Annotated in this window: 9 protein-coding genes; 3 read left to right on the plus strand and 6 right to left on the minus strand. The window is 70.7% G+C overall.

Annotated elements, in window-relative coordinates; genetic code table 11:
* Positions 1-37: 37 nt before the first annotated feature.
* Positions 38-1,201 (minus strand): acyl-CoA dehydrogenase family protein, encoded by a 1,164-nt coding sequence (locus B2W79_RS05870; RefSeq protein ID WP_292787839.1) that lies wholly within the window; start codon positions 1,199-1,201, stop codon positions 38-40.
* A gap of 162 nt (positions 1,202-1,363) precedes the next feature.
* Entirely contained in the window at positions 1,364-2,293 is a 930-nt protein-coding gene (locus B2W79_RS05875; RefSeq protein ID WP_292787840.1) for a M15 family metallopeptidase, read from the minus strand.
* Positions 2,294-2,367: 74 nt separating this feature from the next.
* Between B2W79_RS05875 and B2W79_RS05880 the strand changes: the two genes are divergently transcribed.
* Complete coding sequence (locus B2W79_RS05880; protein ID WP_292787842.1) at positions 2,368-3,462, plus strand: Rv2578c family radical SAM protein; 1,095 nt, start codon at positions 2,368-2,370, stop codon at positions 3,460-3,462.
* Between the two features lie 43 nt (positions 3,463-3,505).
* Positions 3,506-4,045, plus strand: a complete 540-nt coding sequence (locus B2W79_RS05885; protein ID WP_292787844.1) for a YaeQ family protein — start codon at positions 3,506-3,508, stop codon at positions 4,043-4,045.
* 70 nt (positions 4,046-4,115) lie between these two features.
* Here B2W79_RS05885 and B2W79_RS05890 read toward each other — a convergent pair whose 3' ends face one another.
* The gene (locus B2W79_RS05890) at positions 4,116-6,182 is read right to left on the minus strand and encodes a DEAD/DEAH box helicase (protein WP_292787846.1); all 2,067 of its coding nucleotides are present in this window, start codon (positions 6,180-6,182) and stop codon (positions 4,116-4,118) included.
* Positions 6,183-6,455: 273 nt separating this feature from the next.
* Between B2W79_RS05890 and B2W79_RS05895 the strand changes: the two genes are divergently transcribed.
* Positions 6,456-7,352: an aldose 1-epimerase family protein gene (locus B2W79_RS05895; RefSeq protein ID WP_292787848.1), complete on the plus strand. Its 897-nt coding sequence runs from the start codon at positions 6,456-6,458 to the stop codon at positions 7,350-7,352.
* Between the two features lie 96 nt (positions 7,353-7,448).
* Here the strand turns inward: B2W79_RS05895 and B2W79_RS05900 are convergent, their stop codons facing one another.
* The 3 genes from B2W79_RS05900 to B2W79_RS05910 all read right to left on the minus strand — a co-directional run bounded on the left by B2W79_RS05900 (position 7,449) and on the right by B2W79_RS05910 (position 12,549).
* The gene (locus B2W79_RS05900; protein ID WP_292787850.1) at positions 7,449-10,589 is read right to left on the minus strand and encodes an efflux RND transporter permease subunit; all 3,141 of its coding nucleotides are present in this window, start codon (positions 10,587-10,589) and stop codon (positions 7,449-7,451) included.
* A 16-nt stretch (positions 10,590-10,605) separates the two neighbouring features.
* Positions 10,606-11,193 (minus strand): TetR/AcrR family transcriptional regulator, encoded by a 588-nt coding sequence (locus B2W79_RS05905; protein WP_292787852.1) that lies wholly within the window; start codon positions 11,191-11,193, stop codon positions 10,606-10,608.
* A gap of 168 nt (positions 11,194-11,361) precedes the next feature.
* A complete protein-coding gene (locus B2W79_RS05910; RefSeq protein WP_292787854.1) occupies positions 11,362-12,549 on the minus strand; it encodes a Gfo/Idh/MocA family protein in 1,188 nt (395 codons plus the stop codon).
* Positions 12,550-12,571: the final 22 nt, after the last annotated feature.

A 12,571-nucleotide genomic window follows, 5' to 3' on the forward strand; every position in this document is an offset into this window, starting at 1 on the left:
GTGCCGAGGGGAATCTCCGAAGCTGTGCCCGGAGACGTCAGCGCTTGCCGGCGATCTGACGCCCGACGATCTCACGCATGATCTCGTTCGTGCCGCCGTAGATGCGGTGCACGCGGGCGTCGAGGAAGGCACGGGCGATGGGGTACTCCGTGATGTAGCCGTAGCCGCCGTGGAGCTGGACCCCGGCGTCGAGCACCTCCCACTCCCGCTCGGTCGCCCAGAACTTGACCTTCGCGGCCTCTTCGGCCGAGAGCTTGCCGTCCTTGTAGGCCAGCAGCGCGCGGTCGATGAAGGCCCACAGCGCGTCGACCGTGGCGGACATGTCGGCGATGGTGAAGCGGCTGTTCTGGAAGTCGATGATGCGCTCCCCGAAGGCCTCGCGGTCCTTCGTGTAGGCGACGGTCCAGTCGAGCGCGGCCTGCGCGGCGGCGGCTCCGGCCACGCCGATCGAGAGGCGCTCGAGCGGGAGGTTCATCATGAGCTGGATGAAGCCCTTGCCCTCGACGCCGCCGATGAGGTTCTCCTCGGGCACGAACACGTCGGTGAACGACAGCTCGGCGGTGTCGTGACCGTGGAAGCCCATCTTCGAGAGCTTCTTGCCGTTGTCGAACCCCTCCATGCCCTTCTCGATGAGGACGAGGCTGAACGCGTCCGGCCGGTTGCCCTCGCCCGTCTTGACGAAGGTCACGACGAGGTCGGCGGTCGCGCCCGACGAGATGAACGTCTTGGCACCGTTGACGAGGTAGCCGCCGTCGACCTTCTTCGCCGTGGTCTTGATGCCGCGGAGGTCGGAGCCCGCGCCGGGCTCGGTCATGGCGAGCGCGCCGACGACCTCGCCAGTGGCCATGCGGGGCAGCCACTTCTCCTTCTGCTCCTGCGTGCCCATGTGCACGAGGTACGGCACGGCCAGGTCGTCCTGGATGCCGAAGGCCCCGGCGAGCGAGCCCGCCCCGGCCGCGATGACCGCTTCGTTCACGATCGCGCGGAAGCGGTAGTCCTGCAGCATCCCGGCGCCGCCGAACTCCTCGGGCACGGAGAGCCCGATGATGCCGGCCTCACCGGCGGCGCGCATCGTGGCGCGGTCCACCTCGCCGGCGGCATCCCACTTCTCGATGGCCTCGTGCGTGACGTGGCGCTTGACGAAGTCCTTGACGAGGTCGCGGAAGGCCTCGTGATCCTCTTCGTAGATGTCGCGTTCCATGCCGTCCTCCCGAACGTGTCGTGCGTCGTTGCTCCGGCGAGTCTACGGCGGGAACACGGGGCAGGACAGGCGATTGTGAGAATGCATCCCATCCCGGGTGGGACTGGGTACCGCGTTTGTGGGATGCCTCAGAGCACGCCGGACGACACCGCGGACGCGCCCTCAGTGCGCGTAGTCGGGGGCGGCGGGCAGGCCGAAGAACTCCTCGAGGGTGTGGAAGCCGCCCTCGTGGTACGCCGCCGCGAGCTCCGTGCCGACGTAGCGCAGGTGCCAGGGCTCGGGGGCGTAGCCGGTGACGGGGGTGCCGACCTGCTCATAGCGCACGATGAACCCGTACTCCCAGGCGTGCGCGGCCACCCACTCGCTCTGCCGCGTCGCCCCGAAGCCGTCGAGGCCGCCGCACCCGGCATCGCAGGCCACGACGTCGAGGGCGAGACCGGTCTGATGCTCGCTGTGCCCCGGGCGTGCCGAGCCGGCGTCCGCGTCGGCCTGCCCCTGGTCCCGCACGTGGGCGCCATAGGTCGCGACCTGGAGCCCGTAGGAACGGTAGCCGTTGTTCGCGCCGATGCGCCCGACCCCCGCGGCGGCGGCAGCATCCGCCATGCGCCCGACCGCGTCGGCGACCTCCGCGCGCACGCGGCCCGACGGCGTCGTCATCTGCAGCGGCACCTGGCCCAGTTCCGCGGGTTCGTAGGCGGCCGGATCGAGCGGGCGCCCCTTGTTCACCACCACCCAGATCCGGGCGGGATCGCTGAGCGAGACACAGGGCGCGTTCCCGGCGACCACGGCTTCGCGGAAGGGCACCCCGCCGCCGAAGGCGGCCACCGTGGTGGCGTCGTCGCCCGCGGCGATCGCCTCCTGCACCGCGGTGTCGGCGCAGGGATCGGCCGCGGGTGTCGCCGCGTTCTGCACCGAGGGCACCTGCATCACCGCGACAGGGCGCGGGAGCGGTTCCGACGCCACGGGGGTCGCGGCCGCGCCGGTGAGGGACAGCACCACCCCCAGCGCGGTCACCGCCAGCCCGACCGGCAGAGCGGGGCCGAGGATCGGGGAACGCGGCGCCGCATGCTGAGCGTGCGGCGAGGTGGGCATGCGCCCATTCTTCCATTCGAACATTGATGCCACACTCGCTTGACTTCGATTCGGTTCTTTGTTCGAATAGGACGATGCGGTGGCAGGGACAGAAGCTCGCGGACAGCGACGAGGCGGCGCTGCCCGGCCTCGAGAACCGGTCCAGCGTCCTCCGCACCGTGACCACGCCGGAGTTCGCCGGCATGACATTCCACGAGGTGCTGTCGAAGTCCGCCCTCAACCATGTCCCCGGGGCGTCGCGCATGCCCTTCGCCTGGACGATCAACCCCTACCGTGGCTGCTCCCACGCCTGCACCTACTGCTTCGCGCGGGGCACGCACGAGTACCTCGACCTGGACGGCGGCGCCGACTTCGACACCCAGATCGTCGTCAAGGTCAACGTCGTCGAGGTGCTCGAACGGGAGCTGCGCCGCGGGAGCTGGCAGCACGAGACGGTCGCCCTCGGCACGAACACCGACCCGTACCAGCGGGCCGAGGGGCGCTACGCCCTCATGCCCGGCATCATCGAGGCGCTCGCGGCGTCGGGCACCCCGATGTCGATCCTCACGAAGGGCACGCTGATCCGCCGCGACATCCCGCTGCTGAAGAAGGCGGCGCTGCGCGTGCCGGTCGACGTGCAGATGTCGATCGCGATGTACGACGACACGCTGCAGAAGGCGATCGAGCCGGGCGCCCCGACCACGCAGGCCCGCCTCGACACCGTCCGCGCGCTCGCCGACGCCGGCTTCCCCGTCACGGTGTTCCTCATGCCGATCATGCCGCACCTCACCGACTCCCTCGCCGCGATCGACGACGCTCTCCGCCGCATCAAGGCCGCCGGAGCGCGGAGCGTGATCTACGGAGCCCTGCACCTGCGTCCCGGCGTCAAGCCGTGGTTCTTCCAGTGGCTCGGCGAGAACCGTCCCGACCTCGTGTCGTCGTATCGGGGCCTCTATCCCGGAGCGTCGGTCGAGGCGCCGAAGCCGTATCGGCAGTGGCTCGCCAAGCGCGCTCGTCCGCTCATCCGGATGCACGGGCTCGATGGGCGGCACGAAGACGACTATCCGCGGCGCGGCTTCCGCCCCGGACAGGGCCACGTGCAGACGGAGACCCCGGCGGCCGGGCCGGTGATGTTCACGCCGAGCGGTCGCGCCGCAGCCGCCACCCCGCCGCAGCCGATGCTGTTCTGACCCGGTCGGCCGGAGGGCGCAGCTCCGCGTAGGCTCGAGGATCATGGCGATCGGTTCGACAGTCCACACGTTCGAGATGCAGCTCGCCGACACCGATCGCGGGGTCTACGAAGACGTGTCGCTCCGGGCCGCCCGGCACCCGTCCGAGACCGACGCGTACATGCTCACGCGGGTGCTCGCCTACGGACTCGAGTTCGCGGAGGGCATCGCGTTCGGCGGCAGCGTCTCCGACACCGAGGAGCCTGCGGTGCTCGTGCGCGACCTCACGGGCCGGGTCACGGTCTGGATCGAGGTGGGCGCTCCCGATGCCGCGCGGCTGCATCACGCCTCCCGCCTCGCGGACCGGACCGTGGTCTACACGCACCGCGATCCCGCCAAGGTCATGGCACCGTGGGCCGACAAGCGCATCCACCGGGCCGAGGAGATCCGCGTCTACAGCTTCGATCCCGGCTTCGTCGACACCGCCACGCCCCACCTCGCCCGCCGGAACACCCTGACCCTCACGGTCACCGAGCGCGTCCTCTACCTCGACCTCAACGGCACCGCCCTCACGACGTCCCTCCACGAGCACACCCTCCCCTGACCCGCCCGGTGCAGAGTGCGAAAAGGCCCCGGAGACCGAGGTCTCCGGGGCCTTTCTGATCCCGAACGCGTCAGGAAGTGAGCTCGGCGGCGGACGGCGCGCGCCCGGCGATCTCCTCGATCACGTCGTCGTCCAGGCGGGCCTGCTCGAACGGGGCCTCGATCTCGGCGCGACCGAGCAGCTCGGTCATCCGGCGCTGACGCTGCCGCGTGATGAGCGTGACGACCCGGCCCGAGCGCCCGGCGCGACCCGTGCGACCGGAGCGGTGCAGGTAGGTCTTGTACTCGTCCGGCGCGTCGGCCTGGACCACGAGGTCGATGTCGTCGACGTGGATGCCGCGCGCGGCGACGTCGGTGGCCACGAGGACGTTCACCCGACCCGAGGTCAGCTTCTCCAGGTTGCGCGTGCGCTTGGCCTGGTTGAGGTCGCCGTGCAGCGACACCGCGGGGATCCCCGCGTCGTCGAACTGATCGGCCAGCATCTCGGCGTAGGCGCGCGTGCGAGCGAAGACGAGCGTCTTGCCCTCGCGGTCGACGAGCGACGTGAGGATGTCCGCCTTGTCGCGGTGCTCGATGACGAGCACCCGGTGCTCGATGGTGCTGGAGCCCTGGTCTTCGCCCGCGACCTCGAACACGGCGGGGTCGACGAGGAACTCGTCCACCAGCGCCGCGACCTCGCGGTCGAGGGTCGCGGAGAACAGGAGCTTCTGGCTCCCCTCGGCCGTGCGGCGGAGGATGCGCTGCACGGGCTCGACGAATCCGAGCTCGCACATGTGGTCGGCCTCGTCGAGCACCGCGATGCGGCAGTCGGACAGGTCGAGCTTGCCCTGGTTCATCAGATCCTCGACACGACCGGGGGTGCCGATGACGATGTCGACGCCCTTCTTCAGCGCGCCCACCTGGCGCCCCTGGGGCACACCGCCGTAGATCTGCGTCGTGAAGAGGCCGACGCTGCGGGCGATCGGCTGGATGGTCCGGTCGATCTGCAGCGCGAGCTCGCGCGTCGGAGCGAGGATGATCGCACGCGGCGCACGGCCGAACTCGCGACGCTTGCCCGCCTGCGACTGCAGCACCCGCTCGACGAGCGGTGCCCCGAAGGCGATGGTCTTGCCGGAACCCGTGCGTCCTCGGGCGAGCACGTCGCGCCCTTCGAGGACGGCCGGGATGCTCGCCGCCTGGATCGGGAACGGCGTCGCGGCGCCCATGTTGTTCAGGGTCTCGGTGATGTTGGAGCCCAGGCCGAGGTCGGCGAACGTGACGCCCTCGACCTCGACGGCCTGCACGGCCTGTGCCTCGAGGCGCTCGTGGACGACGTCGTCGGTCTGCTCGAACGCGGCCTTCGGCTTCGCGTTCCAGTCGCTGCGGGTCGGACGCTCGTCGCGACGGGGACGCTCGTCCCGACGCGGACGCTCGGTGCGGTAGGCCCCTCCGGTCGACGGACGCTCGCGCCCGCCCTCGAAGGAGCGCTGCGTGCGGTCGCGGTCGAAGGCACGGCGCGCACGGGCGGCGTCGTACGAACGCTCGGTCCCCTGGCCGTTGCCGCGGGTGCGGTCGCCGCCGCGGTCGTCGCGCCGCGGACGGTCGTCGCGGTCGAAGCGCGGACGCTCGTTCCGGCGGTCGTCGAAGCGCGGGCGTCCGCCGCCGCGGTGGTCGCCGTCGCGGAACCCCTGTCGCTGCGAGCCGCCGCGGTCGTCGCGCCGCGGGCGGTCGTCGAACCGTCCGGCGCCGGCCCGGTCGTTGTACCGCGGACGCTCGGCGCGGTCGTCGAACCGGCCGCCGCCGGCACGATCGTCACGGCGGTGCGGGGCCTCGCGACGCCCGGACTCCGCACGGTTGCGGATGCTGCGGGCCTCGTCGCGACCGGCGCGCTCCTGGGAGCTCCAGCGACGCTTCGGAGCACCGGACTCGGTCTCCTCCGGGCGGTAGCCTCGGTGTCCCGGGCTGCGACTCCCGGGGCGGCGGTCGTACCCGCCGGTCGCTCGACCCTCGCGGTCGTCGCGCGCGGGACGCTCGTCCCGAGCCGTGTCCCGACCGCCGGCCGGACGGTGGCGGTCGTGGAACGAGGTCTTCTTGGCGCCGTAGCGCGGCTCGAAGTTCGCGGCGGCGCGACCGCCGCGGGGCTTCTTGTTCTTGGGCATTCGGGTGTCCTTCTTGCGTTCTCGCACGAGAACAGCGCTGCGCGCACGCGCGAGCACTCCGATCCAGCGGAGTCCGGACGATCTGCGGCCGGGGCCATTCCTGTGATGGTTGATTCGCGTCGATCGACGCGCACCATCGGCCCCTGGACTCACACTTCACACACTGAAAAACGTCCGCGCCCTGCGCGGGTGTCCGAAGCCGACCGTCTCAGTCTACCCGGCATCCCTGGGAGACCCCCGCACTCCGGCGGCCCGCGGCACTACGATGTCGAGGTGAACTCCGTCTCTCCCACCGGCACCCAGGTCCACCTCCGCCTCGGCGACGTGACCGCGCAGATCGCCCAAGTCGGCGCCTCTCTCCGTGCCCTCCGGATCGGCGAGGTCGATCTCATCTCCCCGTATCCGCTCGACATCCCGACGCCGTCGTGCTCGGGTGTCGTGCTGACGCCCTGGCCCAACCGGGTGCGCGACGGCCGCTGGGACGACGAGGGCACCGTGCGCCAGCTCGCGATCACCGAGCCGAAGACGGACAACGCCAGTCACGGCCTGCTGCGCTTCACGGCGTATGCGATCGAGCAGACGGAGGGGGCCGCGACGCTGCGGGCGACCGTCTTCCCGCAGACCGGCTATCCGTACCTGATCGAGACGTCCGTCGCGTATGTCCTCACCGCCGACGGCATCACGGTCACGCACACGCTCACCAACTGGTCCGACTCCCCCGCACCCGTCGCGGTCGGCACTCACCCGTTCCCCACGATCGGCGACGTCGACCCGCACGACCTCGTCCTCCGTGTGCCCGCCCGCACCGCCTTCCAGACGGACGACCGCATGCTCCCGATCGGCACCCGTCCCGCCGATCCCGAACTGCGCGACGGCATCCGCGTCGGCGACGTCTCGCTCGACACCGGGTTCACGGACCTGGAGCGCGACGCGGACGGCCGGGTGCGGCACACCCTCACCGCGCCCGACGGCCGGACCGTCACGCTCTGGCAGGGCGAGGGCTTCGACTTCGTGCAGGTGTACACGGCTACGAACTACCCCGATACCCCGCTCGCGGTCGCGATCGAGCCGATGACCGCGCCGGCCGACGCGTTCAACAGCGGCCGCGGTCTGCGCCGTCTCGCTCCCGGCGAGACCTGGACCGTGGAGTGGGGCCTCTCCTTCGCCTGACCGCGGTCCACAACTCCGGAGAACCGACGCCGAAAGGCCCCGATCCTCGTCCTACGGACGGGACCGGGGCCTTTCTCCTGAGTTGTGGACGCGCGGCTACTCGCCGTGGTTCTCGCGCAGCTCGCGCCGGCTGACCGGCGTGCCGTCCGCGTGGACGGGGACCGAGGCGCCATCGTCGTGCGGCTCGCCCTTCCGCGCCCGGCGGCGCTCCCGCGCCCCCTCGACGAGGTTGTACAGGGTCGGCAGCACGATGAGCGTCAGCACGGTGGAGGAGACGAGTCCGCCGATCACCACGATGGCCAGCGGCTGCGAGATGAAGCCGCCGTGCCCGGTGATCCCGAGCGCCATCGGGGTGAGGGCGAGGATGGTGGCGAGCGCGGTCATGAGGATCGGACGCAGACGCTTCTCCCCTCCCGCCATCACCGCCTCCGCGGTCGACAGTCCCTTCTCCCGGTACTGGTTCACGAGGTCGACGAGCACGATCGCGTTCGTCACCACGATGCCGATGAGCATCAGCACGCCGATCAGCGATGCCACGCCGAGCGGTACGCCCGTGATGATCTGCAGCAGGATGGCGCCGGTCGCCGCGAACGGCACCGAGATCAGCAGCAGCAGCGGCTGACGCAGCGACTTGAACGTCGCCACCATCACCACGTACACGATGAGGATCGCGGCGAGCATGGCCAGGCCGAGCTGCGCGAACGAGTCGGCCTGCTGCGAGGCGACGCCGCCGACCTCGGCCGAGGCGCCGTCCGGAAGGTCAGCCGCGGCGAGCGCCTCGGTGACCGACTGGGTGGCGACCGCGAGGTTGTCCGATGCGGGCGGCACGGTGACGGTCGCGGTGCGGCGTCCCTGCTCGGTGGTGATCGAGGTGGGACCGTTGCGCTGCTCGACGGTCGCGATGTCCTCCAGCGGCACGATACCGGCCGCGGTGGGGATCGCGAGCTGCTGGAGGGCGGCGACGGTCGTGGGCGGCTCGGGGTTGACGAGGTACACGGTGAGCGCGGTGTCGTCGATCTCGACCGAGCCGATCTGCTGGGGACGCATCGTGTTCGACACGATCGACCCGACGGCGACCTCGGACAGCCCGACCTGGGCGGCGGCCTCGCGGTCCACAACCACGGCGATGTACGGCAGCGCCTCGGCGAGGTTGTCAGTCACCTGACCGATGCCCTCGCGGCCGTCGAGCTCGTCCACCACGGCGGAGGTGGCGGTGGCGAGGTCGTCGCCGCTCGCGGCCGACACGGTGATCTCGATGTCGCTGGAGCCGAAGCCGGCGGACGCCGCGACGGTGACCTCGCCGACCTCGTCGCCGAGACCGTCGATGGCGTCCTGCACCTCGGCGCGCAGCTTCTCCTGATCGGCGTCGCCGTCGGTGAGCACGGAGTAGGTGATCCCGGCGCCGCCGGAGAACGCGTCGCGCAGCGCGGAGCCGCTCGACCCGATGGAGGCCTGCACGTGCTCGATGCCGTCGATGTCGAGGAGGGCCTCCTCGACGGGGACGGCGGCGTCGGACTTCGCCTGCAGGCTCGCCGTCGGCCCGAGGTCCTGCGTCACGGTCATGGTGTTCTGTCCGGAGTCGCTGAGGAAGTTCACCTTCATCAGCGGGGCGGCGGCGAGGGTCCCGGCGAGGACCACCACCGCGAGCGCGACCGTGATGCCCGAGTGCTTCAGCGTCCAGCCGAGGATGGGGCGGTAGCTGCGCTGCAGCCGCGTCGGCGGGGCCGCCGGGTCCTCCGGGTCGATCGCGTTCCCCTGGTCGTCGAGGAGCGGCTTGCCGGGCTTGAGGAACCAGTAGGCCAGCACCGGCACGATCGTCAGCGCCACGAAGAGCGACGCGACCATGGCGATGGTGACCGTCATCGCGAACGGGCGGAACAGCTCGCCCACCATGTCACCCACGAACACGATCGGCAGGAACACCGCCACGGTCGTGATGGTCGACGCGGTGATGGCGGCGGCGACCTCGCGCACGGCGAGACGGATCGCGTCGCCCTTGTCCGCATCTCCCACGTAGTGGCGCTTGATGTTCTCGATCACCACGATGGAGTCGTCGACCACGCGGCCGATCGCGATCGTGAGCGCCCCGAGGGTCAGCACGTTGAGGGAGTAGCCGAACGCCTGCAGCCCGATGAAGGTGATGAGGACCGAGGTCGGGATCGAGATCGCGGTGACCAGGGTCGAGCGCACCGACATGAGGAACACGAGGATCACGAGCACGGCCATCACGAGGCCGAGCAGACCCTCCGTGGCGAGGGTGTCGATGGACTGCACGATGAACGGCGCCTGGTCGAACACGACCGTGAACTCCGCGTCCGGAAGCGCCTCCCCGATCTCGTCGAGGGCCGCGATGACCCCCTGCGACACCTCGACCGTGTTGGCGGCGGGGAGCTTCGTGATGGAGATCGACAGGGCGTCCTCGCCGTCGACGCGGGAGATGGAGGTCACCGGGTCGGACACCTGCGCCACCGTCGCGACGTCGCCGATGGTGACCGCGGTGCCGACGAGCGGCAGGGCGGCGATCTCGTCGACCGAGGTGATCTTCGCTCCGGTCTGCACCGTGAGGGTCTCGCCGTCCTCGGTGATCTCGCCACCGGGGAAGAGGGTGCCGTTCTGCTGCAGCGCCGTGCTGATCGCCTCGCTGCTCTGCCCTGCGGCGGCGAGCTTCGCGAGGTCGGGGGTGATGGTGATGCGCTGTCCGACGCCGCCGACGATCTCGGCCGCGTTCACCCCGTCGACGTCCTCCAGATCGGGGATCGCGACGCTCTCGAGCTGCGCCTGGGCGTTGTCCGCGTCGTCGAAGCCGGTGACCGCCACCTGGATCACCGGGAAGTCGTCGATCGAGACCGAGAGCACCTGCGGCGTGACGTCCTCCGGCAGCTGCGAGGAGATCCGGTTGATCGCCTGCTGGATCTTCTGCTCCGCGGTCGCGAGGTTCGTGCCGTACGAGAACATCGCCTGCACGATGGACGCATTGGTCGTGCTCGTCGCGGTGGTCGACTCCAGATCGGGAACCCCCTGGATGGCCGACTCGATCGGCGTCGAGACGTCGTTCTCGACCACCTCGGGCGAGGCGCCGGGGTACGTGGTCATGACCACGAGCGCCGGCAGCTCGAGCGACGGGATGAGCTCCTGCTTGAGGTTGGTCAGCGCGAGCCCGCCGAACACCGCGGCGACGATCGTCACGAGCGCGATGAGGGCGCGGTTCTTCAGGCTGAGGATGGCGAGTTTCGACAAGGCGGGGTCCTCGGTGTCAGGGGATGGCGGTCGCTGCGGATGGGAGGGAGAGAGGTTCTCCGAGGATCCGCGCCAGTGCGGATTCGAGGAAGGACTGTTCGAGATCGACGTCGCGGATCTGCGTGCTCCACATGACGCCGTCGATGAAGATCATCGCCGCTCGGGCTCGGTCGGCGCCATAGGTCGGCTCCAGGAGGTCGACGAGGCGGTCGGACAGGTGGCGCGCGAGCTCGCGCAGACGCGGATCGTGGACGGCCGCCGTGACCACCGCTCGATCCGCCTGCACCGCGTGTCCGTCGTGGATGCTGTCGTGGACGAGCGCGGCGATGACGTCGGCCCCGGCCCCGCGTTCGGCGAGGGTCTGCCGCACCCCGTCGAGCCGGCACTCGATCTCGTCCGCGAGGGCCCGGAAGGCGGCGCCGCGCAGGTCGTCGAGGGTGTCGAAGTACTGGGTGGTCGCCCCGAGCGGCACTCCGGCGCGGGCGGCGACCATGCGGTGCGTGATGGCGTCGGCCCCGACCTCGACGATCAGCTCAGCGGTCGCGGTGACGATCTCCCGGCGGCGCGCTTCGGGATCACGCCGCCGACGCGCGCTCTCCGCCATCGCTCACCCCCTGGACACCCGTACATGTACGTTTGTACATTCGCTTCGGTGTGAACTCCCTGAGAGCCCCGCCCCTCTTCCCCCTCCCCCCTCACTGCGGGATCAGAAACGTGCCTGGGAGCCGCGGTTCGGGTGCCATTTTGCACTCCCCTGCCGGGGGCGGGGGGGTCAGGCGACGGGGGAGGGAGAGGGGGTCTGGCCGCGCTCGAAGTAGGCGACGAGATCGGGGTCGAGCGGGGGGACGGAGATCGCGGAGCCATCGCCGCGGAGGGACGCGGTCGCGAGGATCCCGGCGGCCACGGCCTCCCGCGCCGCGACGGGCGAGGTCGCCGTGAGACCGCCGTGCCGCACGAACCGGAGGAACTCGGCCACGAGCAGCGCATCGGCACCGTCGTGCCCCGCATCCGGCACCTCGGGCACGATGAACACCTCGTCCGCGTCGGCCGCCCCGGCATGCCGACGGTTCCACAGTTTCACCTCGCTGCCGGCCACGTCGCCGAAGTTCTCGATGCGCCCCTCGGTGCCGATCACGGTGTAGTTCCGCCAGTAGTCCGGGGTGAAGTGGCACTGCTGGTACGACGCGAAGATCCCGCCCTCGAGCCTCAGGTTCACCATCGAGATGTCCTCGACGTCGACGACGGGGTGGAGTCCGGTGAGCGCGGTCGGCGGCCAGTTGTCCATGCTGAACCAATCGGGCATCCGCTCCCCCGTGCGGTCCCGCCGGTCGGCGATGTCGCCGTAGACGCTCAGGCCGCCCATCGCCGCCACCTGCTCGGTGTACGCGCCCGCCAGCCAATGGATGATGTCGAGGTCGTGCGCCCCCTTCTGCAGGAGGAGTCCGGTGGTGCGGCTCCGGTCGGCGTGCCAGTCCTTGAAGTAGAAGTCGCCGCCGTGCCCGACGAAGTGCCGTACCCACACGGCCTTCACCTGCCCGATGCGCCCGTCCTGGATGAGCCTGCGCATGAGGGTGATCACGGGCATGTGCCGCATGTTGTGCCCGATGTAGAGCCGGGTGCCGGTGCGTCGCGCGGTCTCCAGCATGCGGTCGGCGTCGGCCAGATCGATCGCGAGGGGCTTCTCGCAGAAGACGGGCACCCCGGCCTCCAGCGCGCGGATGGTCAGGGCGGCGTGCGTGTCGTCCGGCGTCAGCACCATGACCGCGTCGACACCGGACGCGAGCAGCTCGTCGAGGGAGTCGGTGATGAGCGCGTCGGGGACGAGCGCCCTGGCGTCCTCGCGGGCGCGCGGGGCGAGGTCGCAGACGGCGGTGATGCGGGAGCCGTGCCCCGGCCGGTGCACCTCCTCCTGAAGAGTGGAGCGCGCGCCGAAGCCGATGATGCCGATGTGGAGGTCCAACAGAAGTCCTTCGTGACAGAGG

Origin of the sequence: Microbacterium sp. UBA7513 (genome assembly GCF_002478345.1) — a bacterium.
Classification (GTDB): domain Bacteria; phylum Actinomycetota; class Actinomycetes; order Actinomycetales; family Microbacteriaceae; genus Microbacterium.